Here is a 25937-nt window from a genome sequence, read left to right on the forward strand (position 1 = left end):
CGCTTCAGCCCGCCATCCGGCGGGACAGGCCTGCGGCGCGCTCCATCACGGCGGCGAGCACCACGGTCACGAGGATCAGCAGGCTGGAGGCCGCCGCCACCGTGACGTCGAGGCGGCCCTCCAGGTCCTGCCACATGCGGATCGGCAGCATGTCGGTGGCGGCGTCGCGCAGGAACAGCGAGACCGGGACGTTGTCGAAGCTCGCCATGAAGGCGATGAAGCCGCCGGCCAGGATCCCGGGCCGGATCAGCGGCAGGGTCACCCGGCGGAACGTGTAGAGGCGCGAGGCGCCGAGCGAGGTCGAGCTCTCGAGGAGCACCGGGTCCATCTGCGACAGGGCCGCCACGGTGGTGCGGACCACGTAGGGCACGCAGACCACGGTGTGGCCGAGCACGAGGGTCAGCGGCGAGACCGGAATGCCGGCGAGGCTGAACAGCATCAGGGCGGCGAGCCCGAAGGCCAGGGCCGGCAGGACGAGGGGCGACAGGAACAGGCTGTCGAGGAGCCGCGCGGAGAGCCGCGGCGACCGGGCGATGGCGAGCGCCGCCGCGGTGCCCAGCACCACCGACAGCAGGGTCGTCCACCCCGCCACCACGAGGCTGTTCCAGGCGGCGGCCCGGAGCTGCTCGGCCTCCGCGAGCGCCGCGTACCAGCGCAGGGCGTAGCCCGGCGGCGGGAAGCGCAGGGAGAAGCCGCTGGTGAACGACACCACCACGACGATCACGGTGGGTGCCGCCAGCAGGACGAGGCAGAGCCCGGCCAGCAGCAGCACCGCGCCGTGGAAGCTGAACCAGTCGAAATCGCGCCGCAGGCTCGTCCGCATGGTGACCTCCCGGAGACCGCCCGTTGACCTCAGGCGCGCGCGCGGCCGCCCGACAGGCGGCCCGCGAGGTTGAGGAGCGTGACGCAGGCGAGCACCGCCACGAGGAAGACGATCGCGATCGCCGCCGCGAACGGCCAGTTGTTGAGCGAGGACGCCTGCTGGTACAGGTACATGGGCATGAACAGCATCTGCCCGCCGCCGATCAGCGACTGGGTGATGAAGGCGGTGATCGCCGCCGCGAAGGTCAGCAGGCAGCCCGCCACGATGCCGGGCAGGCAGAGCGGCAGCGTCACCCGGAGGAAGGTGCGCCACGCCCCCGCCCCGAGCGCCGCCGAGGCGTCGGCGAGGTTCGGGTCGATCCGCGACAGGGCGGTGACCAGGGGCAGGACCATCAGCGGCAGCTGCACCTGCGCCAGCGCCAGGACGAGGCCGCCCTCGGTGTAGAGCAGCTTCAGGGGCGCGTCGGTGAGGCCGAGGCCGAGGAGCGCGGCGTTGACGATGCCCTGGCGCCCCAGGATCACGATCCACGCGAAGGTCCGCACCACCACGCTCGTGAGCAGCGGCAGCAGCACGATCAGGGTCAGCAGGCCGCGCAGCCGGCCGGGCGCCCAGGTCAGGAGCAGCGCCAGCGGCAGGCCGAGCAGGAGGGTCAGCGCCGTGACCTCGACGCCGAGCCACAGGGTCGCGCCGAGCACCCGCAGGGAGAACGGGTCGAGCAGGAACCGGGCGTACTGGTCGAGGCCGAACCGGGTCATGGCCGGATCGGCGTAGAAGCTCACGAGCAGCAGCAGCGCCAGCGGCGCCAGGAAGAAGACGAGGAAGAAGGCCCCGAGCGGCAACGCGAGGCGGATGTCGTAGGCCGCCGTCCAGGCGCGGCCCGGGCGGAGGGGCGCCGCGACCGGGCCCGCCGTGGCCGGGCCGGCGCTCACACCCGGATCTCGCGGTTGAAGCGCTCGATCCAGGCCGGCCGGCCGCGGTTGATCGCGGCCCAGTCCTGAAACACCGACTTGCGCTTCAGCTCGTCCGCGTCCTTCGCCAGGACCTTCGCGACCTCGCCCTCGATGGCGACCTTCCGGTTGGTCGGCACGATCAGGTAGGGGCTCTGCATCAGCTTGGCCTGCACCTCCGGCGACAGCGCGGCCTCGATCAGCTTGAAGGCCAGCTCCTTCGACGGCGTGTTCTTGACGATGTGGATCGTCGTCTTGAAGGCGATGATGCCCTCCTTCGGTGCGGCGAACTCCACCGGCACGCCCCGGGCCTTCAGGATCTGGATCGCGTTGAAATTGCCCGGCCCGATGTCGACCTGCTCCTGCTGGTAGAGGGCCGCCAGGGCGCCCGGGTTGGCCGCGACGGCGGCGAGGTTCGGCTTGAGCGCCTCCAGCGCCTTGAAGCCCGGCTCGACGTCGGTCTCAGAGCCGCCGTGCATGCGGGCGATCTCCACGAGGAAACCGGTGCCCAGCGTCGAGTTCAGGTTGGTGATGCCGACCCGGCCCCTGTACTCGGGCTTCCACAGGTCGGCCCAGGAGGTCGGCGGCGTCTTCACCTTCTCGGGATTGTAGGTCAGGCCGACGATCTGGAAGAACGGCGCCGGGCCCATCGATTCCTGCGCGTCCGCGATCAGGTCGCCGTAATGGGCCGACTGGGCCACCGGGTATGGCTCGACGAGGTCCTGGGCGATGGCCGTGAGGGCCGGCCCCGGATCGTGCAGCATCACGTCGATCGGCGGGTTGGCGCGGGCCGCCTGGACCTTGGCGATCTGGTCGACCGAGAGCATCGGATCGAGGATCACGTCGCCGCCCGAACTCTTGCGGAAGGCCGGCACGAGCACGGCCCTGTGCGCCTCCTCCCAGCTGCCCGTGAAGGTCGCGAAGACGAGCTTGCGCGCCTGCGCGTGGGACAGGCCCGGGAAGGCCTGCGCGGCGCCGAGGGTCAGGGCGCCGGCGAGGAGGCTTCGGCGGTGCAGGGGCATGGTCGGTTCTCCTGGCTCGGTGTCGGGCGGCTCGGCCTCAGTGTCGGGGATCGGGAAAGACGCCGACCCGCTCGGGTGCTGTCGGGCGCAGGCGCACGCGGGTGCCGGGCAACCGGGGCCGGGCGCCCGCCGCGCGTGGCTCGGCGGTCTTGAGGCGGGCGCCGCCGTCGAGGCGGATCTCGTGGACCAGGGTGGCGCCCAGCGGCAGGCCGACCTCGACCGCGCCGTCGAGGCCATCCACGGCCCCCGCCCCGGCCCCCGGTCCCTCCTCCGCGAAGGCGACGTGCTCGGGCCGCAGGCAGGCGGCAACCCGGGTCCCGTCCGGCAGGGACGTGGCGGCGGGGAGCAGGCCGCCCGCCTCCAGGGCCACCACGCGGGCGCCGCCCGCCTCCGTCGCGAGCCGCCCGTGCAGGACGTTGGCCGTGCCCACGAAGGTGTTGACGAACAGCGTCTCGGGGCGGTCGTAGACGTCGGTCGGGGGGGCGAACTGCTCCAGGCGGCCGGCGTTGAGCACGGCGACCCGGTCGGCCATCGACAGCGCCTCCTCCTGGTCGTGCGTGACGATCAGTGTGGTGGTGCCGGCGCTGCGCTGGATGCGCTTGATCTCGATCTGCATGTCGAGGCGCAGGTTCTTGTCGAGGGCCGCGAACGGCTCGTCGAGGAGCAGGATCGAGGGGCGCACGGCGAGCGCCCGGGCCAGCGCCACCCGCTGCTGTTGGCCGCCCGACATCTCCCGCGGGAAGCGCGCGGCGAGGTGCTCGAGGCGCACCAGCGCCAGCATCTCGGCGACCCGCGCCCTCTGCTCGGCCCGCCCGACGCCCCGGGCTGCGAGGCCGTAGGCGACGTTGTCGGCGACGCTCATGTGTGGGAACAGGGCGTAGTTCTGGAACACGATGCCGACGGTGCGCCGGTTCGGCGGCAGGTGGTCGACCGCCTGATCGCCGATGATGACGCGCCCCTCCGTGGGCTTCAGGAAGCCCGCCACCGCGCGCAACAGGGTGGTCTTTCCGCAGCCCGAGGGCCCGAGCAGCGCGACGAGCTCCCCGCCCCTGATGTCGAGGGTCACGGTGTCGACCGCGAGCGCCGTCCCGTAGCGCTGGGTGATCCCGTCGAGGATCAGGGTGGTCCCGGCGCTCACGGGCGGCCCTCCCCGCCCGCCGCGAAGGCGCGGCCGTGCGCGGCGAGATGCGCCGTCGGGCAGCCCGCCAGCTCCAGGCCCTTCCACAGGGTGACGGCCACCGAATCGATCACCGGCACGCCGAGTTCCGCCTCCAGGGCCGGGGCGAGCGCGGCGCCCGCGAGGTTCGTGCACACGATCGCCACCGCGTCGACGCCCTCGGCCGCCACCGCCCGGACCATGCCGGCGATGGCCTCCGGGCCGGTCTCGGCGAAGGCGAAGTTCTCCGACAGGCCGAGGTGGCGCTCGGCGGCGCAGTCGAAGCCGGCCGCGGCCCAGTTGTCCCGGATCCGGCGCTGCACGTCGCCGGTATAGGGCGTGACGAGGCCGATCCGCCGGAAATCCCGGGCGCGGAACAGGTCGCGGAAGGCGAGTGCGGCGGTGGAGGCCGGGCACCCGGTCCGGTCGGTGATCGCGGCGCTCAGGCGCTCGTCCGCGTCGAAGCCGAGCCAAGCGCCGGAGGTGCCGTTCCACAGGATCGCGGCGACGCGGGCATCGCCGAGCAGTTCGGCCGCCGCCAGGATCGGCTCGGGGTCGAACTGGTCCAGCGCCGCTGCCGACAGGCCGATCTCCGTCACGCGGAAGCGGGCGAAGTGGGCGCTCACGCCCGCGAGCCCGGCCAGCAGATGCGCCGTGGCCGGCTCCAGGACGCTGTTCGACGAAGGCGTCAGCATGCCCAGACGCGTCGTGCGGTTCGCTCGTTCCATCGCATCCATCCCCGATCCGTGAAGCATCCGACAGGCCCGGGCGGGCGACAAGACATTTTCTGCATGCTGCATGCAATTTGCGCAAATGCATGATATGGCAGCGCAAGCGGCCGAAAAATGGGTCATCGATCGGGCGGCCGGACGCGCTAGGCTGGCGCGGGAGAACGGGAGGATCGATGGACGTCGTCGCACGCCGCCGGGGCCGACCCCGCAAGGCCCCGGTCGTCCCGGCCGCGCAGGTGCCGCGGACCGGGCTGCACGAGCAGGCGGCGGGCCGGCTCAGGGACATGATCGTGCGCGGCGTGCTGCCGGCCGGCGCGTCCCTCGTGGAGACGGACCTCTCCGTCGCCCTCGGGGTCAGCCGCACACCGTTGCGGGAAGCGCTCAAGCTCCTGGCCGCGGAGGGCCTGGTCGAGCTGCACCAGAACCGCAGCGCCCGCGTCCCGGACTGGACGCCGGAGGAAATCCTCGAACTGTTCGAGGCGCTCGCCGGGATCGAGCGGCTGACCGCGGAACTCGCGGCGCCGCGGATCTCCGAAGTTCAGATGGACGCGCTGCGCGGCAAGCAGGCGCAGCTCGACCGGATGCACCGGGACCAAGTGCTCGACGCCTATTTCGCCCTGAACCAGGAGATCCACCGGACGATCGTCGAGGCCGCCCGGAACCGCCCGCTGGCGGAGGCCCACGCGGCGCTCCAGGCCCGGGCCCAGTGGGCGCGCCTGCGCGCGCTCTCCAGCGGCAGCCGCTGGGAGGAATCGGCCCGCGAGCACCGGGACCTGTTCGCGGCGCTCGCCGCGCGGGATGCCGCCGCGGCCGGGACCGTCGCCCACCGCCACGTGCTGCGGACCGGCGTGGTGATCGCCGAGACGCTCCAGGCCCGGCGCGCGGACCCCGCGGCGCGGTAACGAAGCGTTAACCCGGTCGTCGCATCGGTGGGTCACCAGCCGGACGCTGGCCTTCCACGCCCATCCGATCCGCCCCTCAACACGGGTGGGCGTGGAAGCCTCGGCCGCCGCCCGTCAGGCGTCGCCGAACGCGACCCCGAGCTCGGTCTCCTGGCGCCACGTGACCCGCGCCGGCCGGCGCTGACCGCCGACCCCGTAGGCCAGCACGAACGCGTCGGGCACGCCGATCACGCTCACGACCCTCAGGCGAGCGCCCCCGTCCGACATGTTGCGGATCGTGCAGTCGATCACGCCGCCGCCGGCGAGTTCGATATGGCCCTCGAGCAGGGTCCGTCTGCGGGGCGCGGCGCGTCTGTCGTCCATCCTCGTTACCCTATAGTTGCGGGCCGGATCCCTCCGGATCCGCGCGCGCTCCGCCGGCCCGGGGCACGGATGATCGATCCTGCCCGCCCCGTCCCGACGCGACGCCGTCGGGCCCAGTCCGGGCCGTCCGCCATCGCGCCCATGAGACCACGGCGTTCGTGTCGATTCCGTCAAAGCGCTCCGCGAAAGCGCGGCAGCGCGCCGGTCAGGACGTCCGCACGAGCTGCAGGGCGCCTCGCGAGGCCGGCGGCGAGACGCTGCGGGTCTGGTTGCGGCCGCCGTTCTTGGCCTCGTACAGGGCGCCGTCCGCCAGCCTGTAAGGGTCCGGCAACGGCGCGCTCCGGTCGGCGCCCGGCCGGACGGCCGCGAGCCCGATGCTCACCGTCACGGCGCCGGCCCCGATCCCGGCCGACGGGACGGTCAGCTTGGCAACCTCGGCGTGGACCGTGTCGGCGACGCGCAGGGCGCCGGCCTCGTCCGTCTCGGGCAGGAGCAGGGTGAACTCCTCGCCGCCGATGCGGCTGACGAGATCCTGGGGGCGGTGCACGCTCGCCGCGAGGCAGCGGGCGAGGCCCCGCAGGATCTGGTCGCCCACCGGGTGTCCGTAGCGGTCGTTGAAGCGCTTGAAATGGTCCGCGTCGACGATGAGCAGCGACAGGGGGTGGCCGTCGCGCCGGGCCGCGTCCAGGTTCCGCCGGAGGGCGTCCTCGAAGCAGCGGCGGTTCGGCAGGCCGGTCAGGGCGTCGGTGCGCGACAGCGCCGCCATCTCGGCCCGCAGCGCCTCGCGGCGGCGCAGCTCCCGCCCGAACAGGAGCGACAGCGCGATCGTGAGTCCGCACAGCGCCAGCACGATGCCGCCGATGATCGTCGCCTTCGCAGCCCACTCCGCCTCCACGTCCTTGGTGGACAGGGCGACGTTCAGGATCAGCGGCAGATTTCCGATCCGCGTGAACGTGTAGTTCCGCTCGACGCCGTCGCGCACGGAGGTGCTGACGAAGTTGCCGCGTCCCTCGCGCAGGAACCGTTTGAAGATCGCGGTCTTCCCGATATTCGCCCCGAGATCCGCCTCCACGTAGGGGTAGCGCATCAGGCGGGTGCCGTCGGTCAGGTACAGGTTGATGGCCCCGCCCGGTCCGAGATCGATCTCGCTGAACAGGTGCGTGAAGTAGGACAGTTTCACGGTGCCCAGGACCACGCCGCCGAAGCTGCCGTCGGGCCGGTCGATGCGGCGGCTGAACGGGAGCATCCGCTCCCCGTTGAGCCGCGACACGATCGGGCGCCCGACATGGAGGCCGAGCCCGGTGCTCGCCCGGTGGACCTGGAAGTACTCGCGGTCCGCGTAGTTGCCGGGGCGCGGCGGCACGGCCGCGATGTCGCCGATGGCGTCGCCCCGCTCGTCCAGGATCAGCATCACGCCCATGTCGCGGGCGGTCGCGGCGCGGTCGAACAGGATGAGCTGGCGCAGGTGCGGGTCGGCCTCGGCCAAGCCCGGCACCTTGAGGTTGTCGACCGCCGCGTGGATCGAGAGATCGTACATCTCGATGTTGCGCGCGATATCGCGCTCGAGGACCTGCAGGAGGTTCCAGGAGGTCTGCTCCGCGCTGGTCCAGGCGTCGCGGCGCAGGTCGGCCAGCATGAGACCGGACGTCACGACCATGCCCAGCGGGGCCAGGATCCCGAAGACAATCCAGGTGCGGGCCGAGCCGAGCCACGGGGCGACGCGTCGCCAGACGTTCATCGGCCCCCCGCGGACGGCGCTTCGTTGCCATGCTCTGGCACGTCGAGCCTTAACCGCCGCTTTCGCGGCGGTCGGGCCGGTCTTACATCCCGGGGTCTCTGTCCACGATCCGAGAGACCCCGTTGATCGCGCCGCGCGGCCTTCAGAGTTCGCCGCCGTCCGGGGGGAAATGCTGCGTCTCGGGCGCGCCGGGAATGTCGGCGATCGCCGCCAGGAGACTCAAGCCATGGCCGGCGGTCCGGCGCGCGGCCTCCGCGCGACCGACGCGGCGGAAGACCTCGCTGCACTTCCCCGGCGTCAACCCGGCGCTGACTCGGCGCAGCGAGCCGTTCTCGGTTCCGACGGCGATCGGTTTCATAACGCCCTTCGGCACCGCGATCCTGAACGGCGTCGTGCCCGCGAGCTACCTCCGCGATCTGGAGGCGACCGGCTCCGGCGTCCGGGAGGCCGCCACCTACGCCGCCGCGATACCGCTGCGACCCGTGATCTTGACGGCTCACCTTACGGCACTGAACTTCCGGCTATGGCGTTCTCGACCAGCGCCCGCGCGGAGGTGCGGCGGCCGCTCGCCACCGCGGTGATCGGGGTCCTGATCGCCGCGACCCCGCTCACCCTGGTGGTGCTGCCGGCGGTCGATCCCACCGTCGCCGGCCTTCGCCGCCCTTCGAGTGGTCCCGGCCCCCTCCCGGCTACGGTTCTAAAGCGCGGCGGTGCGCGGCGACCGACCCGTGAACGCGACAAAGTATCCGCAATCGGTATGTGGATACGCAATTCTGTGCTGATGCCGGGACGATGCTCAGGCGACTATGTTGAGCTGACACGGAGCGGGAGTCCGGCATGTTGGACGGCGACGCCTTTGCCCACGAGATCGCGGCGCTCCTGATCGCCGACATCAAGACCTCCGGTGCGCGCACGCGCGGCGAGCTCGAGGAGGCCTGCCGGATCTCCCTCGAGAGCCTGCTCGGCGGCATCGCGGTGCCGCCGCAGATCGCCGTGCTGATGCCGATCGGCCTGGAGCGGTGGCCGCGGGTGGTCGTGAAGGGACGGCCCCTGCCGGACGTGTAGGCCGGCGCCGCTCGCCCCTCTCAGCGGCCGATGACGCCGGTGCCCCCGGTCGGGCCGATGGCGTTCGGCCCGGTGTTCGGAGCGGGCGTCGCGGCTTGGTTCCTCTGGATGTCCATCCGGAGCGTATTGCTCTGGGTCGTCTGCTCCTGTCGCAGAGCGCGGGCCTGACCGCTGGTCTCCATGGATTGGTTGGCGGCGTTCGGATTGTTCTGCTGCACCTGGGCCAGGGCGGGTGTCACGGCGGCCGCGGCCAGACCGAGGCTCGCGGCGGTGAGCGTGGCGATGAGGGGGCGCATTAAAAAGCTCTCGCGCTGAGGGATCCTGCGGAGTTGACACGCCGACCGCCCGCCAAGTTCCATCCCGGTCGCGTCAGGGGGTCGTCCTCGCCGTTTGGCGGGGTGGTTAGCCAATTCCTGCCGACCGACGGCGTTCTTCACGCCTTATTAACGCATCGGGGCAAGGCTGTCGGTGGCGTCGGGTGCGGGACGTTGAGAGGGGCGTGATGCGGGCCTTGTCGGCGGAGGATGAACAGGCTGTCGATCGGCTCACGCTGCGGCTTCTTCACGACGCCTATTGCGACCTCGCGGCGGTCCTGCGCGGTGCCCAGCCCCAGGCGGCCGCCGCGATCCTCGGCGTCATGGAGCAGCGCGTGACCGACGTCCTGACCCGGATCTGCCGGCAGGGTTCGGAAGGGGCGGCCTCGGTGGAGATCGCCGTCGCCGTCGGCGAGCGGATCGGGGAGATCATGGATCAGGCTCACGGACGGGACGTCGCCGGGACGCGAGCCGCTTGATTTGAAGAGATCACGAACACCGGCACAACCAGCGTGTTCGACGCCTTGCGCATGCTCTATCATTCGAGGCTCAGGTAAAATTGCGGGCCACACAGAATTAGTTTCGACCTAAATGATTCTATATTATATATTCCGAATATGCGACCTCATAATCTCCATCTCGCCCATCTTTTGCACGAACTATCTTAGACAAAATGCTTGGCTGCTGCAAAAATATTCCCATAACTATATCGGCTCGGGTCGAAAGGCCGGCTTATGGCTTTGTGGACCAATCAAGGCGTGTTCGAAGTTCTTATGTTTCTTGACGACATGATTTTTATAGGTGCTTAAGCCAGTTCCAGATCCTTCGCGGCGCGTCTAATTTGTATTTCGACTGTATCTCTCAAAGTATGAGAATTTTTGCTTCCTTGTTTTGTCTTGTCACGGGCGTGGCGCCATTTGATGGCGTGGAATCTCATTGTGGCGCGCTGGTCTTGGGTAGCGAGCCGAGGCATGCCAGGAATATTTCCCGATCCCGTCTCGACACGCCTCGGGCGTCGAGAAATGCTGGGATGCGTGAGGTGGCTTCATGAACCTCATCGAGAATGGAGCTGGCTTCGGCAGCGGAGAGGCCAAATTTTGTATAGGCCGCGAATGCGGTGCTTGGGTTGCATTCACGGCTAATACCGGGAGCCGGGGCGCAGACATGCTTGGTGCCCGACGGATGCGGGACAACATCGAACACCGGTGAAAGCTTCCAGCCGGTTCCATCGTTGATGAAGGCGTGGTTGCGCAAATGATCGTCGGTGTTCCGGAGATAGGCATTGACCAGGAGCCTGCGAAACATCTCGCGTTCCGGCTCGTGCACACCGATGCGGCGCGCGGCTGCCGCGATGTCCAAATAGGTCTTGCTTGTCGCATAACCATAAGCTGGCTCGCCCAGCAAAGTGCCGGCGCTGAGGTAGGACAAATACGCTCCAGCCGAGGATCGGTCAAAACGTGATACCAAGAGAACCGGCCTGTCGTTTACGACACGAAGCTCACGCTCCGGGACTCGAAGGCCTGCTGCCTCAGCGAAATCGAGGCAAACCGCTTCAGCCCTGGGATTGTCGAACCTGTCGTCCCACGCGGAAAATTTGGCTATCCATTCTTTTTCTGAAATCCGAACACGCGCCTTTGGTCGAGCGCCCCCAATATCCGAACTGTGGATGAGTAGCTGCGCGAGTTGGCGCGCCGACACTTCGCCTTCCTCGTATTTCTCTGCTGCCATGAGCGCATCTTCGAGATCGTCCTCACTTTGAGCGCGCTCAAGCGCTGCTTCCATCCTGGGTGTCCACCTCTCGGGAGCCTCTGGCGTTGAGCCGAAGGCCAGATCGCCAGTGCGCGACAGGCCGCCCAGAGCCAGAAATTCCGGCATGCCGAGTTCCAGTTCTGGGAATACCTGTGTCAAGATTCCTTTACCCCAGCCGTCGGGGCCTGCATCGTGAAAGGCCAGATGGACCTCTCCCACAGTCACAGGCCGCCACTTGTTTCCGAGTGGCAGGCCGATGGGGTCAATCGGCTTGCGTCCTTCCGAAATTAGATAGTCAGAGCTATAGGCAAAACGACCGAGCCGCCGTGAAGAGCCACCTTCAAAGACCAAGAGGCCGATGGGCATATAGCCGCTCGGCCCTGACCGGAACACGTGCATTTCCTCGATGCGGTTGTACTTAGAGGTTCGCCACATACCAACTCACAAAAATCCCGCGGCGATCCAGCACGGCATCCCCTGTGTCTCTAATGTGCACGCACAGGCAAATGTCGCCACGTTGATCTGTGCGGATCTGTGAGATCAGCGCACTTAGCACGAATCTGCTGGCGACAACCGGCCGCCCGGCCGTCAGGCGATCATGGGATGTGATGCACTCACCCGCAACAACAAAAAGGGCGCCAGGCTTCCGTTAACGATCGCGACAGGAAGGACTTCCTCAAGATCATATTGCCGCATCTGCGGCCTTCTCAAAGGTGCCGATCCACGCCAAGTTCGTTCCTGGCAGACCACCCGCACACGCCGCGCCGCTCTTTAGCAGGGGGCGGCCAGCACCGGTGTTAGCAGCACCGAGTGCCGGCCTGACCACGATCCGTATCGTAGGGGATACCGAGACCATGGCTGCGACCTTAACTACCGGCCTTATCGCGCCGACGAAACTGTCCCGATGCATGAAATCCGGGCAGTCCCACTTCCTGTCCCGGCCACGAGCCTGATCGCCTGAAGGTGCGCTGGCACGCGATACGCCGTGCCTCAGCGTCCCCTCGCTATCCCGCAATCCTGACGCCCTCGTCACCGCAGGCCTGAGGCTGCGAAAAACGAGCCCGTTCGTCGCTCAGCCATTCGGTGAGGCGCGCGCGGGTCGGCGTCGCCTGGACGGAAACCATCCATGACCATCGTCGTCCCCCACCCCGCCGCCCAGCGCGGCGGCCGACAGCGGTTATCTGCACGTGGGCAGCCTGGATCCGCGACCAGCAGCCGGATCACCGTCCCGCTCGGGAGCGCTGCGGCCCTCGGCTGCGGCCACGTCCAGCCCGCGATCCCGCAGATCTGCGCACCCGAACTGATGGCTGCAGCCCAGGCCGCGCTCGACGGCGCGTTCCGGGCGACCTTCGTGCCCGATCCCCTGCTCGGACCAGGCTTGTCGCAACTCGGATCCGTGCTGGCCTCCATGGTCAAGAGGCATGGGTCGCTCATCGAGGCGGCCATCACGGACGTCCTGGAGCGAAGCGGGCGCTACTTGGTGCTCCGCAACGTCGCGATGCCGATCACCGTTCCGACCCAGGAACTCGTGCGCGCCAGCAGCGTCGCCCAGCTCAACCAGACCTCGATCGAACTCGCGGGCGCCGTCGCGCAGTCGGTATTTCTCGACCTGATCGTCGTCGACCGGAAAGAGAGCCGAGCCATCATCGCGGAGGTCAAAAGAGGCTCCGGAAAAAATGAGGCTAGGAAAATACACCAAGTCGAATGGGTGCTGCGGTGCGCGCAGGTCCAGGGCCGCTCGTTTCTGGCTTCACTCGGCTACGAGGTCGCGCAAATCCGCGCGGTGCTGATCGACGTCTATGGACGGGCCGGGTACGGCGATGAACTTACGGTGAGCGGACCGGCCATAGATCAGCTGTTCGCGACTCCAGTCTTGGCAGCACTCGAGACTGTGACGGCGGCGCTTCAAGCCCGATTGCGCGCGGCTGTGCCCGACCTTCTGACGATGGCGTTGGCGAGCCTCGCCGTTCCTGAGAACGTCAAACGACCGCGCTCGCCCGGGCCGCTCGCGCCCTGACCGCACCACGCTGGCATCGGGTCGCGGCCGCGACCTGATGCGTCCATCTCGCTCTCCATCAATCCCGCACCGTGCGCCTGCGCGCCGTCGCGCTCTCCAGGTCTGTCTCAATGACACTCGCTCGTGACCCCGATGCCCATCTCTCCGGCACAACTGACGCGGCCAAACTCTCGCTGCCGCTGTCCTGGTGGCGCGTCCTCGCCCCTGAGGCGCTCGATATGGCGGCGCAGTGCCGACTGTCCGCTGCCCTGAATGCCACGCAGCCCCTGCCGTCCCCCGACTGGTCCGCTGCTTGCCGAGGCGATTCGGCGGCTGCGATCCATATCGCACTCAACGTCCTCGCCGAGGCCATCGCCTTTCCTGGGCGCCTCGATCCGGCGATGTCGGCGATCTGCCTGTGCGCAGCGCGGGGTGACGGCTCTTGCATTGACCTGCTCGTGCACGTGCTCGGGCGGCGCGCTCGACGCCGGGCTGATCTCGAGGTGCTCTGCCTCGCCCACGCTTGGTGCTCCGCTCCGCGCCGCGGTGCCGACCGCGTCTGCGTCGCCCGCTGAAAGGGAGGAAGCCGATGGCGATCTCTTCGACACCCCCTGCCCTGCAGATCGACCCCGAGGCGGCACGTCGCCTGCTCGAGCCGATGCTTCCGCGCCGCCTGCGCGCCTGCCTCGCTCAGGATCTGCGCGTGGCTTCTGCTTGCTCCGAACTCGCCCTCGAGATCACCACCCTCGCCCCGGATGCCGAGGCGCTGGTCTCCGCCTGGATCGGGGCGGCCTCTTCGGAAGGCGGTTTGTGGCGTGACCGTCGATGGATAGCCCGACGATCCGCTCTGATCCGGTTCCTCGACGTGTGGGCAGTGGAGCACGATCAGCCTGTGGCGCGGGCGTTGGCCGATGTCGCGATGCTGTTGTCCTGCGCCGGCGATGATCGCAGAGCTGCAGCGCGCTTGGCCCAGCCCCTGTGGCTGGAACGCGAAGCGGTTCTCGACCTCCGGCAAGGGGTTGCAGCGCTGGCCGAGGCGCAGACGCGCCTCACTATCGGACGCGTCGCTGGGCAGGGTGACGATTCGGACGTTGCCGGCGCGACCGATCTCGCTGTCGCGCTGCAGGCAGCTTGGCACGACGCGCTCACGGACGCGCTTCTGACGTTCTCCGAGAAGACGAGCAGCGCCATCGCCGCTGCTGCCACCTTGGCCTGTGGCGCCGATGATGCCTTCGCCAGCGACGTGGCACTCGTCCACGCGCTCGTGCCCGTTGGGGAGGTCTTGACACGACCCGTCGCAGACAGCGCGGCGACGCGGGAGCGGCGCAGATGGAAGAAGATCGAGGCTCAGCTCGTCAAAAAAAGCGAGGCGCGCCGGCGCGAGAAGGCGGCGACCATCGACACCACGCCACAGCTGCCGGATGCCGTTGCCCCACCCGCGGAAGTGCCCAAAGGCCACGTCCTCGTCGTTCCGGCGATCCAGGAGACCGGGAGTGACCGCGGCAAATCCATTGCCCGCGGTTATGAGCACATCATCGGCAAGCCGCTCCCGCTTGTCGCCGTGCCTGATCTCGCAGCCGCGCGCACGCGGCTCGTCTTCGAATTTCCTTACGCTCAGGTTACGATCGACAGGCTTCTGGCCGACCTGATCGGACGTGAGTACACCACGTTCCGGCCGACCCTGCTGATCGGCCCGCCGGGAGCCGGCAAGACTCGCCTCATCGCCAGGATTGCCTTCCATCTCGGGCTGGGGTTGTGGCGAGTCGATGCGACGCGCGACGCCGGCGCATCGCTGGGTGGCCTCGACCGCCGTTGGGCGACATCGGAACCGGCGCATCCGATCATGGCGGTAGCTCGGACCGGTAGTGCTAACCCCCTGATGCAGATCGATGAATTGGAGAAATCCGCGACTCGTTCGGATCACGGTAGGCTCTGGGATGCCCTGCTTTCGATGCTCGAACCGGAGACCGCCCGAACCTACCAAGACCCTTGTTTCCAGACGGAGACTGATATCAGCCGTGTCTCGTGGCTGGCCACTGGCAATGAGATCGGCAACTTGCCCGCCCCTCTGCTTGATCGCCTGCGCGTGTTGGAAATGCCCGCCCCGAGCCACGCAGATCTCGATGCTCTGCTCGAACCGGTCCTGGCAGGAATCGCGGCCGACCACGAGCTCGCTCCCGCCTTCATTGCGCCGCTCGACGGCGAGGAGATCGCGTTGCTTCGACGGTCCTGGCGAGGCGGCTCGGTCAGGCGACTGATTCGCTTGGTCGAGGCTGTTGTCAATGCGCGTGAAACTCTCGCTGTGCGACAATAGACTGACATGATTGATTGCTGGATAGGGTATATCGCTGTCCGGTTCTATTCTTGCACCCGTATGAGCCGTGACTCTGCAATGATCGTGCATTCTGTCGTGCTGAATAGGTTGAGAATAGCTTACACAATCATCGAATTTGTAGCTTTTAGATATTTCTGATGAATTTTCGTCAACATTAATGATTGCAACTGATATCGATATTTCTTCTTCAGATTCGTTTGAGCTCTCTCGGGTCTTCCCTTGAGACACTTTGTCCCTGACGTCGCCAGCCTGCCAAACTGCGCTGCCGGAAACACCGACCTTTACAGAAGTCTCACGCCACAAGGGATCGAATGCTCGGCGCGCACGGAACTGTTGATCCTCAGGTTCGAGCATGACTACGACGATAGGTTCTGGCCCATCACGGTGGAGGATCGCCGCACGGGCGGCTTCCCCGTGCTGTGCCAGGATCGAGGCGCGAATCGTGGATGGCGACAGTTCGCCTCCCGTGCTGGCGTCGAGCGCCGGGCCGATATCGACAGTTGCGACCTTCATGTGGGCCGGCAATCGCTTGACGACGCCACTCATGGTCACGGTCCGAGCCTCATGAACCCGTGCGTCGAGATCAGCGGCATATCCAATGGTGTCGCCAAGGATGGTGATCGAAGCTCGAGCGCCCTCTCCGCGTGGCCTCAGAATCCGGGAAGCCTCCTGCAACGCCGCTGCCTTCGCAACGAAGTAGCGCTTCAAATTGAAGGTTCCGGCAGCCATGGTTGGGACCTCGCGGTATGCCGGGAGGATAGGCGCTGACGGCGATGAAAATCGGAAGCGAAAAATTTAGATCGGCGTGACCTCGGCCATGGCGCTCACTAGGTCCCCTAGTGGGTCCTGAACCTATCCCCGAACCCGCTCGGGATTGGGATAAAATTTTTCCGCTTCGCATCGGACGGGAGATGTTGCCCAGGAGCGATCCCTCCAAGCATGAGGTGCTCATAAACGAGGTCCGACGCTGACCCTTGAGGTTACGACTCATCAGGGACCATCGCGATTTTCGTCGCACCTGGCCAAGCTAGAGAAACGAACAGGCCAGGGGGCGCGAACCATGACACATTTCACATGTGTCCGTGTCGAACGTATCCGAGACCGCAGTGAGCTAGCCCGCATCGCGTCGCACGGTCTGCGGCTTGATCCCAGCAGCAAGGCGCGTGTGGACCCGGCTCGAACGCCGCTCAACCGCTCGGGATCGGACTATGCGGAGAACCCGCTGGATCTCTCGAAGGCGCTCGAAGGCTTCCTCAAAGCAAACGGTGCCCGACTATACGGACGCGCGCCGATCGGCCTCCACGTCCTCGTGAGCGTCAGCCCCGGCTGGATCACTGAGGTCGGCGAATTGCACGATCCCCAAAATACGCGGAACGTTCAGTTGGCTCAACAAGCTGTGGACTGGGTCCAGCGAGCACTTGGCGGAGGGAGGCCCTGCATCGTGGCCTGGCGGCAGGATCTCGATGAGAAGGGCGGCGGGGTCGTGGACATCGTGGCCGCGCCGACCCGCGCTGCAAAGCTAAATCGGTTCAAAGATGATGTCACCATCGTGTCGGTGACGGCCGCACTCGAAGCGCACCGTGCTCTACATCCAAAGGACCCAACCGCGTTCGGCGCGCTTCAGACTTCATGGGCAGCTCACGCCGCCAAGACTCTGGATCGCACGCTTCATCGCGGCACGCGCAAGGTCGATCAGCCCGCCGAGCACCTCGATCCAGAGCGTTACGGCCGGCTGGTAGATGCGGCTCGCGACGAGGCCAAGGCCATAGCGGCGCGAAATCTCGCCGAAGAGCGGGCAGTTCTGGATGCCCGCGAGCGACGGCTGGAAATCGCGGAGGAGAAGATCACTCGGTTCGTTGCTGAGATGGCAGCCGAAAGAGAAGGGATCGTCGCGGAGGCCCGAGCTAAGGTTGATGACGCCCTCAACGCTATCGCGATCGGGATCGATGCGCTGACCGATGGTAGGATCGTCGCCGTTGAGCATTGTGCAGAGAGCGGTGAGCTTCGCCTCTTTCCCGACATGAATCTTGATGCCGCCGAAAGATCCGCGTTGTGGGAGGCAATCACTCCGGGCCTGCCCGCTGGACTAATGACAGTCCTTGGATACATCCAAGCTGAGGCGGCTCGATCAGGAGAGGCCAGAAATGGCTACCACGCTAGGCATCCTTCCCCGAGCCAATTCTGAGTTTGATTTCAAAATCTATGTGGAATGCGCTTCGATAATGGGTCTGGCCACGCAAGATATGCGGCTGTTGCGGCGGGAGAAAACCCGGATGGTTGCGGCCAGATCGTCCTGGCTGTGATGAACTGCAATGCTTGCAGCTTCGCGTTAGGCCGAAGCTCAAGCACTCGCTCGGGCAAGCCATGGACTATGCGTTGGAAGATGCATTGTAGTCGGCGAGCGATGCTGCACTATTAAGATTCGATTGCATCGTCATCGCGCGTGCTGAGATTTGCGCAGGTGATGCACATAGTTCTGGTCGGACCATGACCAAAAATTGCTCCGCGTCGGTCGGCAACCTCGCGGCGCCGTATTTGGTGACAGAGAGGACTAATTTTTCAACTGCTCTGCCGCGAGCCCAAGCGCAAGCCTGCCTGCTCCGCCGAATAGTCCGCCAGCCAGGCAGCGTTCCCAGCCACCGAGCTGATGTCAATTTAATTAATGATTTAATATTGACTACGTTCTGCCCACGCACCAAAGATAGCCATGCAATTTTGATCGATAGGGCGCAAAAATCTGGAATACTTACAATTAACGATCAATTTGCCGAAATTGTCTGCGCCAAAATATTTCATATTGATAGACCTTCGTTAATTTGGGCGCGCCTTTATATTTTTATGCCGGCTCGCGCTAAACGTATTTTCTCATCCTAACTTCGCCGGCTTTGATCGACTTACGACCGATCTCAATTTTCGATTTAAATTACAAGTTTAGACATGCTGAGCTAACGGAATTTGTTGCTCAAGATGTGCGCGTAGGATCGAGTAGCATTTGACAACCTCCTCGAGTCTCTCGGCGTTGAGTCGCCGCATATGCTCGGACCCGTTGGGCTGCCTGTAGGTCGTGGCATAATAGGCAGCTTGAGCCTTTAGCTTGGCGGCGACAAAATCCAAATCGCCCGACCAAGTCGCTTCAGCGCGTACACGGTGAAGGCGCTGGGCGATTTCTAGCCAGTGCAAGTCGAGTGCGATCCCGCTGCCCATCTGCTTGAAAAGGTCGAACATCGAGTCGAGGATCTCGATCGCGGTCTGTGCTGCCATGCCGGCTCCGTTAGGTCGATGCTGCGACCAGATCAGGTCGGACGTACCAATCATCGAACAAAGAGAGTTGCCGGAATCGTCGGCGATAGCCGAGTCCGGTCAGAAGGCCATATATCTTGTCGCGGCTGTCGGAAAAGTTGTGTTCGACGCTTATTAGCGCGATGTCGTAGCTTGTAAAATCGAAGTTCTCCAGGACGTCAAACTCTCCGCCCTCCACATCGATGCTCATGTAGTCGATCTGCTTCGGAGCCCGCGCCTCCGAGAGAAAACGGTCCAGCGAGATTGTTTGGACTGGGTATTGTCGCCCATCTTGACGAAATTGGGAATGAAAGTCGCCTGCTGCGAATTCATCCATCCCGGACAGCTCGCCGATATTAACCTCATTGAACAAGACTTCGACGCCATTGGTCTTGTGAACGCACTTGTCAGTGATGTAGCAGTTTCGGTTATCATACAATGCCGCATGCCAAGCGCGGGCAGGCTCGGCGAGAGCGCCCTGCCAGCCATAGGCCTTCTCGAGAAGAAGCGTGTTGCTCAGGCTTATACCATCGCAGGCACCAAATTCGACGAAATATCCGTTCCGCTTCTCATTCAATTCGTACAGCGCCCAAAGATCCTGTAGAAGCTGCGCGTTGGAAAGGGGTGCTCTCTTCGCCGCAAATGACAGGAAATCGAGCTCCGAGCTTACGATATGCGGCGGCGCTTCCAGATTATCCCTGAGATTGACCAGTGCATTGAACACCGTCAGGAGCTCGACATCCATGGCTCTCTGCTCAACCTGTTACTTGGGATCGATGGGGCGGGTCTGGAACGGGCGGATCGAGGCGCCGTGCCGCGTCTGTAGGATCCGATTTGAGCCGTCGAACAGGACCGTGTGCTGAACCGAATCAACGCCGTGGTCGGGGATGGTCTGGGCCGCCTTACGAATAGCGGACAGGAACCCTTTACGGCTGAACCCGTAGGGACGAAGGCTCTTCAACAAGGCGTCGATTAGCTTCGTATGGCCTTCGGACCGCGCCTGGGCCAGATCGCGGTCGCGCACGGCGCTGTCGCGTTCGGCCCGCAGCAGCGACAGTTCGATCTGTTGCTGCTGGATCTGACGAATGAACTTCGTGTCAACGTCGTGAGCGAGATTCTTCGGCATTCGGTAGCTCAACAGGCCCGGGAGGGGACGGGTTCGGAACGCGGTTGGTGACACCTCGGCGTCAAGGGGAAGCGGCCTTCCGTGATCACGCCACCGAGGTGGACCGGTTACTGAGATGGCACGGCAATCCCTGTTCTCTAGATCGCTTCGGCCATGGCGGTGGCGGCTGCCGCGAGGCCCCATCGCACGAGATCCTGAGCCTCGGTCCCCGACTTGGCCTCAACGTAGCAGCGCAACTCCGGCGCGTTGCCGGAAGCCCGGAAGTGGATCGTCCGCCCGCCGTCCAGCTCGATCCGGATCCCATCCTGCTCGTCGATGGATTCCGGCGCTCCGATCGGTCGGAGGAACGACACCCGGAAGGCCTCCTCGCGCAAGCGGCCCAGGAAGGCGCTGCTTCGTTCGGACGGTGTGTTGGGGAGCCGGTCGCTCGCCATCTCCCCCGCATCGAGGGAGGTCACGAGGTCGGCCAGCGAGGTGCCGGCCGCGCGCGTCGCGGCCAGTGTCGCCAGGATCGGCAGCATGGCATCGCGCGTCGGCAGGGCTGGAAGGGGCCTGCCGTCGCGTGCGATGTCCGAGCCGAGCAGGAAGCCGCCATTCGCCTCGAAGCCCGCCACGATGGCCGCACCGGAGCGCCGCGCCTGTTCCATGCCGGCGATGACGTAGGGCGAGCCCACTCTCGTGCGCAGGACCTGCCTGAAGCCGCCGGAACGCTCCAGCGCCGAACCGGCCGTCACGGGCACCACGACCGCGTCGGCCCCGAGGAAGCGTGCCGTAATCAGGCCGAGCACGTCGCCACGCACGATCCGGCCCACCTCATCGGCGATGAGAGGACGGTCGGCGTCGCCATCGGTGGTCACGAGCGCGTCGAAATCGCCCGAGGCCATCGCGTCGCGAATGAACGCGATATCCTCGGGCCGATGTGCCTCGGTGTCGATGGGCACGAAAGTCTCGGACCGGCCGATCGTCGTGACCTGTGCGCCGAAGCCGGTGAGCAGATCGGCCAGGAGATCGCGGGCGACGGAACTCTGCTGGTAGACCGCGATGCGCAGGCAAGCCAGCATCTCGGACGGGAATGCGTCGATATAACGGTGCTGGTAGCGGGCCAGGGCGCGGGGTTCGGGTGTGGCAGGGGTCCGTTCCGCCGACACGCCGGCGTGTGCGCCGCGGTCCAGAGCGGCCAAGATTGCCGCCTCGTCCGCCTTCGTGATCTCTCCGTCGGGCCGGTAGAATTTGAGTCCGTTGCGATCCTCCGGGATGTGGCTGCCCGTGATCATGACTGCCCAGGCGCCGCGCCGCATCGCCTCGAGGGCGAGGGCCGGTGTCGGGAGGGCGCCGCATTCGATCGCCGTGAAGCCCGTTGCCGCAGCGGCATCCGCCACCGTCGCGGCGATGCTCGGGCTACTGTCGCGCAGGTCCCGCCCGATCACGACTGCCCGGGGGGCTTCGCCCGACATGGAGCGGAAGAACGCGCTGGCATAGGCGTAGGCCGGCCCTCCGACGAGGTCCGTCACCAGACCCCTCAAGCCACTCGTACCGAATCTCAGGCTGCTCACGGCGGTTCCGTCAGTGTCGATTGAGTTGGGATCGATCACTGATGCCGCGAAACGCCGTGCATCACAACATCCCGCGACGGGAGCCGGGCTCGCGCACGGGGTCCTTCACGAAGGCGCCGCACGCGCCTCTGCGCAATACCGTTTACCCTCTCTTAACCATGACTCCAGCATTGAGTCCTACGAGCTCACCTCCAAGTTTCGGCTGTGGTCAGGATGCATTCGCAAGGTCTCGATCTCTCGAACGTGGTCAGTTTGACGATTGCCTTGTCGGAGCGTGTCGCCGAAACGCGGCGACTGGGGCACCTCGTGGCGGTCGATGAGATCGAGGCGATCGGGAACGTGGCCTCCTTTCTGCGCCAGAACCTCGACGAGTGGCCCCCTGAATTAAGCCGCGCGATCTGCGACGTGATCACAAGCTCGCCGCGCGGGCGAGGCCGTTCGCTGCTGCTTGTCGAGTACATCCAATCCGGTGCCTTCGATCAGCAGCAATCGGGGAAGCATACCATGCCGTTCGTGATGGATCTGTACCGTATCGTTCTGGGACGGGACGCGGAGGACGATGCGCTGCGGCATTGGTCTGCTCAGCTGAATGCGGGAAAGATCTCCCGGAGGCAACTTCTAGGGACCATCATCAGTTCAGAAGAATTCCGTGCGTCGCTGAATTAATCCAGAGCTGCCTATATTTGTTGTATGTAGGTCAATACATATGATCAAAATATTCGCGGCAATATGAGACCTTGCGAGGCTGTATTCGACAGAGCGCTAAAATATGTCACCCGCGCACAAGAATGTGTTGATAGAGTCGAGATATGGATCGATAGATCGAGCGCTGTCGCCTTTCGCGTGGGGGCTGTGCGTCTGAGATCTGCCTGGGCGGATAGGAGCGGCGGAATACCTTCATGCTGACCGTGACTCGGACGCCGCTTCGAATAAGCTTGTTCGGCGGCGGCACAGATTACCCGGAATATTTTGAGCGGGCGCCCGGAGCGGTCGTCGGTGCCGCTATTGATAAGTACATCATCATAGCTGCGCTGGATCTGATAGGGTGTCAGGATTATAATTATAGATTAAGCTACTCCCGCGTCGAGCACTGCGGGCACATCGACGAGATCGAGCATCCGGTGGTGCGAGAGGTGCTCAAATATTTCGACGTCAATCGACGGCTCGATATGAGCATCATCTCCGATTTGCCTGCGGCAGGTAGCGGTCTCGGTTCGTCCTCAGCGTTCACCGTGGGATTTCTGAGAACGATATACGCGATTCAAAATCAGAAACCTACGAAGATCGAACTCGCCAAGAAGGCGATACACGTCGAGCGCGAGATCCTGCGCGAGAACGTCGGCGTGCAGGACCAGCTCCACGCCGCCTTCGGCGGGATCAACCGGTTCGATTTCAGCGGCTCCGCCATACGGATCTCGCCCGTTCAGATGAGTTCTGCCGCCATTCAGCAACTCAACGCGTCGATGGTGCTGGTCCATACGGGCATCGCGCGGCGCGCGACGACGACGGTCGCCGCGCAGATCGCCGTGACGCGCGCGCGCGCGATCGACAAGGAATTGTCCGAACTCTACCGCCTCGTCGAGGAATGCGTCTCTCTGCTCGAAGCGGGGACGAGCGGCTGGCTCGCGCAGCTCGGCGAGATGCTCTCCGCCTCGTGGCTCATCAAGCGGACCCTGTCGCGTGAGGTCTCGAACGCGGTGCTCGACGATCTGTTCGAAGCGATCACCGCGTCGGGGGCTTACGGGGCGAAGCTATGCGGCGCGGGCGGGGGCGGTTTCTTCCTCGCTCTGATCGATCCCGATCGGCTTCCGGCCCTGATCGAGCGGGTCGCGCCGCTGTCCGTCGTTCCGATCGGCATCGACGTCGATGGGTCCACCCTGATCTATCGCCAGACACGCTGAGCGGCGTCCTCACAAGCCGCAGCCCGGCCGCAGCCGAGCCGCGGACCTATCGCGATGAGAGGCAACGATGCGAATTCTGATCACCGGCGGCGCGGGCTACATCGGGACGATCCTGGTGCCGATGCTTCTGGAGCGCGGGCATCACGTGACGGTGCTCGACACGTTCAAGTCCGGCGCCCCGGACCTGTTCTCGGCCTGCCAGTACGATACGTTCGAGCCGATCAAGGGTGACGCGCGCGACACGCGCATCCTGGACGAGCTGATCCCGAAGCACGACGTGCTCATCCCCCTCGCGGCCCTGGTCGGCGCGCCCCTGTGTAAGGAGGACGCGATCGGCGCCACGACGCTCAACCGCGACGCCGTGCTGGCGCTGGCGCAGCGCGCGGGCGGCGAGCAGAGGATCGTCTACCCGACGACCAACTCGGGCTACGGCGTCGGCGAGGCCGGCAAGTTCTGCACCGAGGACTCGCCCCTGCGGCCGATCTCTCTCTACGGCACCACCAAGGTGGAGGCCGAGAAGGCCGTGCTGGACAGCGGGCGCGGCGTCAGCCTGCGTCTCGCGACGGTGTTCGGCATGGCGCCGCGCATGCGGCTCGACCTCCTCGTCAACGACTTCACCCACCGCGCCGTGACCGACCGGGCGCTCCTGGTCTTCGAGGGCCACTTCAAGCGCAACTACATCCACATCCGCGACGTCGCCAAAGGCTTCATCCACGCGATGGACAATTTCGACCGGATGCGCGGCGAGGCGTACAATCTCGGCCTGTCGAGCGCCAACCTGTCGAAGCTGGAGCTCTGCGAGCGCATCAAGGCGCACGTTCCGAACTTCGTCTACGTCGAGGCCCCGATCGGCGAGGACCCGGACAAGCGCGACTACATCGTGTCCAACGAGAAGCTGGAGGCGACCGGCTGGTTCCCCGATTTCGACCTCGACCGGGGCATCAAGGAGCTGATCAAGGGCTTCCGGATGATCCGCAACTCGCGGTTCGCCAACGTTTGATCAGGATGGGCGGCCTGCAGCGAACGCGCCGCCGGTCCGCCCGACACGGCGGCCGACGCGGGAACGGACCGAGGTGATCATGAGCGCGATCGTCGATTTTCTCACGCGGACCCGTGACACCTTCCAGGCCGCCCTCGACGATTCCCGCTTCCACGCGACCCTCGCCGAGACCGCCGATCTCGTGACCGCGTCCCTGCGCGGCGGCGGCAAGCTCCTGACGATCGGCAACGGCGGCAGCGCCGCCGACGCGCAGCACATCGCGGGCGAGTTCGTCTCGCGGCTCTACTACGACCGGGCGCCGGCCGCGGCCGTGGCGCTGACCACCGACACCTCGGTGATCACCGCGATCGGCAACGATTACGGCTACGAGCACGTGTTCGAGCGGCAGGTTCTGGCCCTCGGGCGGCCGGGCGATGTCCTGCTCGCGCTCTCCACGTCGGGGCGGTCGCCGAGCGTGCTGAAGGCGATGGACGCGGCCCGCGGCCTGGGTCTGCGGGTCGTCGCCTTCACGGGCGCGACGGGCGGGGCGATGCCCGAGCGGGCGGATGTCTGCCTGCACGCGCCGTCGGACGCCACGCCGCTGATCCAGCAGATCCACATCACTGCCGCGCACATCGTCTGCGGCCTCGTCGAGGAAAGCCTGTTCCCGCGCGGGACGGCAGCGTGAGGGACGGCCTGTGACCGAGCCAGAGTGGAAGGGTGGAGGCCCCGTCCGGCAAGCCATGATCCTGTGCGGCGGCTTCGGCACGCGCCTCGGCGCGCTGACCTCGGCCATGCCCAAGCCGCTGCTGCCGGTATCGGGTGAGCCGTTCCTGGACGTGCTGCTGTTCGAACTCGGCCGCCACGGCATCACCGAGATCGTGCTGCTGGCCTCGTTCCACAGCGAGAAGATCCGCGCCTACGCCGCCGACAACCTGGTCGCGCGACGCTTCGGCATGACGCTGCGGGTCTCGGTCGAGCCGGAGCAGGCCGGGACCGGGGGCGCCGTCATGCACGCCCTTCCCGAGGCCCACGCGACCTTTCTCCTGCTGAACGGCGACTCGTGGTTCGACGTGAACCTGCTGTCCTTGGCCGCCATGGCGGCGCGTCACCCCGATGCGGCGATGGTCCTGTCGCTCCGCCGGGTGGCGGACGCCGCGCGCTACGGCGTCGCGCTCCTCGACGGCGTCCGGATCACAGCCTTCCTCGAGCGGCCGCCTGAGCCGGGACCCGGTCTCGTCAACGCCGGCGTCTATTTGGTGCGCCGCGATGCACTCACCGACCTGCCACCGGCCTGCTCACTGGAACGGGACGTCCTGCCCGCGCTGGTCGCCGAGGGCCGCGTGGTCGGCGAGGCCCATGACGGCTACTTCCTCGATATCGGCGTGCCCGAGAGCTACGCCCGGGCCCAGGAAGAGATCCCGGCCCGTCGGAGGAGACCGGCCGCCTTCCTCGATCGCGACGGCGTTCTCAATCACGACCACGGGCATGTCGGTTCCGTGGACCGGTTCCAGTGGATGGCGGGCGCGCGCGATGCCGTCCGCGCGCTGAATGATGCCGGCTACTTCGTGTTCGTCGTCACGAACCAGGCGGGGGTCGCCCGTGGCTTCTACACCGAGGCCGACGTCGCCCGTCTGACCGCCTGGATGCGGGACGACCTGCGCGAGGCCGGCGCGCATATCGATGATCTCCGCTACTGCCCCTATCATCCGGACGGGACGGTCGAGGCCTACAGGGCGGTCCACGGATGGCGAAAGCCCGAGCCCGGCATGATCCTCGACCTGATGGCCCATTGGGACATCGACCGTGTGCGCAGCTTCCTGGTCGGCGATCAGGAAACGGATCTCGCCGCCGGCCGTGCGGCGGGGCTCGCCGTGCATCACTTCAGGTCGCACGACCTGCTTGCCTTCCTGCGGGAGGTCGCGCTGACGGGGTAGGAAGGGGCCCAGGAGGTGTGG

General features: G+C 66.0%; 27 protein-coding genes. 13 read left to right on the forward strand and 14 right to left on the reverse strand.

Going from position 1 to position 25937, the window contains the following annotated elements:
* Nucleotides 1–4 precede the first annotated feature (4 nt).
* Genes LXM90_RS17450 through LXM90_RS17470 form a run of 5 tightly spaced genes read right to left on the reverse strand, consistent with a single transcriptional unit; the run spans nt 5 to nt 4685 of the window.
* Nucleotides 5–823, reverse strand: a complete 819-nt coding sequence (locus LXM90_RS17450) for an ABC transporter permease (protein WP_234080883.1) — start codon at nt 821–823, stop codon at nt 5–7.
* 29 nt (nt 824–852) lie between these two features.
* Entirely contained in the window at nt 853–1752 is a 900-nt protein-coding gene (locus LXM90_RS17455) for an ABC transporter permease (RefSeq protein ID WP_234080884.1), read from the reverse strand.
* Nucleotides 1749–2792 carry an ABC transporter substrate-binding protein gene (locus tag LXM90_RS17460; RefSeq protein ID WP_234080885.1) on the reverse strand — a complete coding sequence of 348 codons (1044 nt, stop codon included), beginning with the start codon at nt 2790–2792 and terminating at the stop codon, nt 1749–1751. Before LXM90_RS17460 ends, LXM90_RS17455 begins: the two co-directional genes overlap by 4 nt.
* A 37-nt stretch (nt 2793–2829) precedes the next feature.
* Nucleotides 2830–3930: an ABC transporter ATP-binding protein gene (locus tag LXM90_RS17465; protein ID WP_234080886.1), complete on the reverse strand. Its 1101-nt coding sequence runs from the start codon at nt 3928–3930 to the stop codon at nt 2830–2832.
* The gene (locus tag LXM90_RS17470) at nt 3927–4685 is read right to left on the reverse strand and encodes an aspartate/glutamate racemase family protein (RefSeq protein WP_234080887.1); all 759 of its coding nucleotides are present in this window, start codon (nt 4683–4685) and stop codon (nt 3927–3929) included. The genes LXM90_RS17465 and LXM90_RS17470 overlap by 4 nt, the downstream gene beginning before the upstream one ends.
* A gap of 167 nt (nt 4686–4852) precedes the next feature.
* Here LXM90_RS17470 and LXM90_RS17475 point away from each other — a divergent pair, with 167 nt between their 5' ends.
* Entirely contained in the window at nt 4853–5581 is a 729-nt protein-coding gene (locus LXM90_RS17475; protein WP_234080888.1) for a GntR family transcriptional regulator, read from the forward strand.
* Between the two features lie 114 nt (nt 5582–5695).
* Here the strand turns inward: LXM90_RS17475 and LXM90_RS17480 are convergent, their stop codons facing one another.
* From LXM90_RS17480 to LXM90_RS17490, 3 genes are all read right to left on the reverse strand, one after another.
* A complete protein-coding gene (locus tag LXM90_RS17480) occupies nt 5696–5944 on the reverse strand; it encodes a PilZ domain-containing protein (protein WP_234080889.1) in 249 nt (82 codons plus the stop codon).
* A gap of 205 nt (nt 5945–6149) precedes the next feature.
* Nucleotides 6150–7682, reverse strand: coding sequence for a sensor domain-containing diguanylate cyclase (locus LXM90_RS17485; protein WP_234080890.1), 1533 nt, complete (start codon nt 7680–7682; stop codon nt 6150–6152).
* A 142-nt stretch (nt 7683–7824) separates the two neighbouring features.
* A complete protein-coding gene (locus LXM90_RS17490) occupies nt 7825–8040 on the reverse strand; it encodes a hypothetical protein (protein WP_234083104.1) in 216 nt (71 codons plus the stop codon).
* Here LXM90_RS17490 and LXM90_RS17495 point away from each other — a divergent pair.
* Together LXM90_RS17495 and LXM90_RS17500 are read left to right on the forward strand one after the other, a co-directional pair.
* Nucleotides 8039–8263, forward strand: coding sequence for a hypothetical protein (locus LXM90_RS17495; RefSeq protein WP_234083016.1), 225 nt, complete (start codon nt 8039–8041; stop codon nt 8261–8263). The genes LXM90_RS17490 and LXM90_RS17495 overlap by 2 nt on opposite strands.
* 256 nt (nt 8264–8519) lie before the next feature.
* On the forward strand, nt 8520–8747 hold the full coding sequence (locus tag LXM90_RS17500) for a hypothetical protein (protein WP_234080891.1): 228 nt from the start codon (nt 8520–8522) through the stop codon (nt 8745–8747).
* A gap of 20 nt (nt 8748–8767) precedes the next feature.
* Here the strand turns inward: LXM90_RS17500 and LXM90_RS17505 are convergent, their stop codons facing one another.
* Nucleotides 8768–9043 (reverse strand): hypothetical protein, encoded by a 276-nt coding sequence (locus LXM90_RS17505; RefSeq protein ID WP_234080892.1) that lies wholly within the window; start codon nt 9041–9043, stop codon nt 8768–8770.
* 206 nt (nt 9044–9249) lie between these two features.
* On the opposite strand from LXM90_RS17505, the gene LXM90_RS17510 reads away from it, so the two are divergent.
* Nucleotides 9250–9540, forward strand: coding sequence for a hypothetical protein (locus LXM90_RS17510; protein ID WP_234080893.1), 291 nt, complete (start codon nt 9250–9252; stop codon nt 9538–9540).
* A 454-nt stretch (nt 9541–9994) separates the two neighbouring features.
* Here LXM90_RS17510 and LXM90_RS17515 read toward each other — a convergent pair whose 3' ends face one another.
* Nucleotides 9995–11176 carry a type II toxin-antitoxin system HipA family toxin gene (locus tag LXM90_RS17515; protein WP_234080894.1) on the reverse strand — a complete coding sequence of 394 codons (1182 nt, stop codon included), beginning with the start codon at nt 11174–11176 and terminating at the stop codon, nt 9995–9997.
* A gap of 760 nt (nt 11177–11936) precedes the next feature.
* On the opposite strand from LXM90_RS17515, the gene LXM90_RS17520 reads away from it, so the two are divergent.
* The 4 genes from LXM90_RS17520 (at nt 11937) to LXM90_RS17535 (ending at nt 17326) form a co-directional block, all read left to right on the forward strand.
* Nucleotides 11937–12827: a hypothetical protein gene (locus tag LXM90_RS17520; protein ID WP_234080895.1), complete on the forward strand. Its 891-nt coding sequence runs from the start codon at nt 11937–11939 to the stop codon at nt 12825–12827.
* 110 nt (nt 12828–12937) lie between these two features.
* Nucleotides 12938–13381 (forward strand): hypothetical protein, encoded by a 444-nt coding sequence (locus LXM90_RS17525; protein WP_234080896.1) that lies wholly within the window; start codon nt 12938–12940, stop codon nt 13379–13381.
* Between the two features lie 14 nt (nt 13382–13395).
* Nucleotides 13396–15120, forward strand: a complete 1725-nt coding sequence (locus tag LXM90_RS17530) for an AAA family ATPase (RefSeq protein ID WP_234080897.1) — start codon at nt 13396–13398, stop codon at nt 15118–15120.
* A 1081-nt stretch (nt 15121–16201) separates the two neighbouring features.
* Nucleotides 16202–17326, forward strand: coding sequence for a plasmid recombination protein (locus LXM90_RS17535; RefSeq protein ID WP_234080898.1), 1125 nt, complete (start codon nt 16202–16204; stop codon nt 17324–17326).
* 746 nt (nt 17327–18072) lie between these two features.
* On the opposite strand, the gene LXM90_RS17540 is transcribed toward LXM90_RS17535, so the two are convergent.
* From LXM90_RS17540 to LXM90_RS17555, 4 genes are all read right to left on the reverse strand, one after another.
* Nucleotides 18073–18402: a hypothetical protein gene (locus LXM90_RS17540; RefSeq protein WP_234080899.1), complete on the reverse strand. Its 330-nt coding sequence runs from the start codon at nt 18400–18402 to the stop codon at nt 18073–18075.
* A 10-nt stretch (nt 18403–18412) separates the two neighbouring features.
* The gene (locus LXM90_RS17545; protein ID WP_234080900.1) at nt 18413–19165 is read right to left on the reverse strand and encodes an FkbM family methyltransferase; all 753 of its coding nucleotides are present in this window, start codon (nt 19163–19165) and stop codon (nt 18413–18415) included.
* 18 nt (nt 19166–19183) lie between these two features.
* A complete protein-coding gene (locus tag LXM90_RS17550) occupies nt 19184–19546 on the reverse strand; it encodes a hypothetical protein (RefSeq protein ID WP_234080901.1) in 363 nt (120 codons plus the stop codon).
* 137 nt (nt 19547–19683) lie between these two features.
* The gene (locus LXM90_RS17555) at nt 19684–21099 is read right to left on the reverse strand and encodes a phosphomannomutase (protein ID WP_234080902.1); all 1416 of its coding nucleotides are present in this window, start codon (nt 21097–21099) and stop codon (nt 19684–19686) included.
* A 243-nt stretch (nt 21100–21342) separates the two neighbouring features.
* Between LXM90_RS17555 and LXM90_RS17560 the strand changes: the two genes are divergently transcribed.
* The 5 genes from LXM90_RS17560 (at nt 21343) to LXM90_RS17580 (ending at nt 25916) form a co-directional block, all read left to right on the forward strand.
* Entirely contained in the window at nt 21343–21765 is a 423-nt protein-coding gene (locus tag LXM90_RS17560; RefSeq protein WP_234080903.1) for a DUF4214 domain-containing protein, read from the forward strand.
* Nucleotides 21766–21998: 233 nt separating this feature from the next.
* Nucleotides 21999–23000 (forward strand): GHMP kinase, encoded by a 1002-nt coding sequence (locus LXM90_RS17565; RefSeq protein ID WP_234080904.1) that lies wholly within the window; start codon nt 21999–22001, stop codon nt 22998–23000.
* 67 nt (nt 23001–23067) lie between these two features.
* Nucleotides 23068–24000, forward strand: a complete 933-nt coding sequence (locus LXM90_RS17570; protein ID WP_234080905.1) for an NAD-dependent epimerase/dehydratase family protein — start codon at nt 23068–23070, stop codon at nt 23998–24000.
* A 79-nt stretch (nt 24001–24079) separates the two neighbouring features.
* On the forward strand, nt 24080–24667 hold the full coding sequence (locus tag LXM90_RS17575; RefSeq protein ID WP_234080906.1) for a D-sedoheptulose 7-phosphate isomerase: 588 nt from the start codon (nt 24080–24082) through the stop codon (nt 24665–24667).
* A 10-nt stretch (nt 24668–24677) separates the two neighbouring features.
* Nucleotides 24678–25916, forward strand: coding sequence for an HAD-IIIA family hydrolase (locus LXM90_RS17580; RefSeq protein WP_234080907.1), 1239 nt, complete (start codon nt 24678–24680; stop codon nt 25914–25916).
* Nucleotides 25917–25937: the final 21 nt, after the last annotated feature.

The sequence above is a fragment of the Methylobacterium oryzae genome (genome assembly GCF_021398735.1).
GTDB lineage: Bacteria > Pseudomonadota > Alphaproteobacteria > Rhizobiales > Beijerinckiaceae > Methylobacterium.

Coding starts and splice junctions, on each gene's coding strand:
- LXM90_RS17450 (WP_234080883.1), bottom strand. CDS start 823: ATGCGGACGAGCCTGCGGCGCGATTTCGACTGGTTCAGCTTCCACGGC.
- LXM90_RS17490 (WP_234083104.1), bottom strand. CDS start 8,040: ATGAAACCGATCGCCGTCGGAACCGAGAACGGCTCGCTGCGCCGAGTC.
- LXM90_RS17545 (WP_234080900.1), bottom strand. CDS start 19,165: ATGGATGTCGAGCTCCTGACGGTGTTCAATGCACTGGTCAATCTCAGG.
- LXM90_RS17505 (WP_234080892.1), bottom strand. CDS start 9,043: ATGCGCCCCCTCATCGCCACGCTCACCGCCGCGAGCCTCGGTCTGGCC.
- LXM90_RS17575 (WP_234080906.1), top strand. CDS start 24,080: ATGAGCGCGATCGTCGATTTTCTCACGCGGACCCGTGACACCTTCCAG.
- LXM90_RS17515 (WP_234080894.1), bottom strand. CDS start 11,176: ATGCCCATCGGCCTCTTGGTCTTTGAAGGTGGCTCTTCACGGCGGCTC.
- LXM90_RS17525 (WP_234080896.1), top strand. CDS start 12,938: ATGACACTCGCTCGTGACCCCGATGCCCATCTCTCCGGCACAACTGAC.
- LXM90_RS17470 (WP_234080887.1), bottom strand. CDS start 4,685: ATGGATGCGATGGAACGAGCGAACCGCACGACGCGTCTGGGCATGCTG.
- LXM90_RS17530 (WP_234080897.1), top strand. CDS start 13,396: ATGGCGATCTCTTCGACACCCCCTGCCCTGCAGATCGACCCCGAGGCG.
- LXM90_RS17500 (WP_234080891.1), top strand. CDS start 8,520: ATGTTGGACGGCGACGCCTTTGCCCACGAGATCGCGGCGCTCCTGATC.
- LXM90_RS17460 (WP_234080885.1), bottom strand. CDS start 2,792: ATGCCCCTGCACCGCCGAAGCCTCCTCGCCGGCGCCCTGACCCTCGGC.
- LXM90_RS17540 (WP_234080899.1), bottom strand. CDS start 18,402: ATGGCAGCACAGACCGCGATCGAGATCCTCGACTCGATGTTCGACCTT.
- LXM90_RS17485 (WP_234080890.1), bottom strand. CDS start 7,682: ATGAACGTCTGGCGACGCGTCGCCCCGTGGCTCGGCTCGGCCCGCACC.
- LXM90_RS17535 (WP_234080898.1), top strand. CDS start 16,202: ATGACACATTTCACATGTGTCCGTGTCGAACGTATCCGAGACCGCAGT.
- LXM90_RS17510 (WP_234080893.1), top strand. CDS start 9,250: ATGCGGGCCTTGTCGGCGGAGGATGAACAGGCTGTCGATCGGCTCACG.
- LXM90_RS17550 (WP_234080901.1), bottom strand. CDS start 19,546: ATGCCGAAGAATCTCGCTCACGACGTTGACACGAAGTTCATTCGTCAG.
- LXM90_RS17480 (WP_234080889.1), bottom strand. CDS start 5,944: ATGGACGACAGACGCGCCGCGCCCCGCAGACGGACCCTGCTCGAGGGC.
- LXM90_RS17475 (WP_234080888.1), top strand. CDS start 4,853: ATGGACGTCGTCGCACGCCGCCGGGGCCGACCCCGCAAGGCCCCGGTC.
- LXM90_RS17520 (WP_234080895.1), top strand. CDS start 11,937: ATGACCATCGTCGTCCCCCACCCCGCCGCCCAGCGCGGCGGCCGACAG.
- LXM90_RS17565 (WP_234080904.1), top strand. CDS start 21,999: ATGCTGACCGTGACTCGGACGCCGCTTCGAATAAGCTTGTTCGGCGGC.
- LXM90_RS17570 (WP_234080905.1), top strand. CDS start 23,068: ATGCGAATTCTGATCACCGGCGGCGCGGGCTACATCGGGACGATCCTG.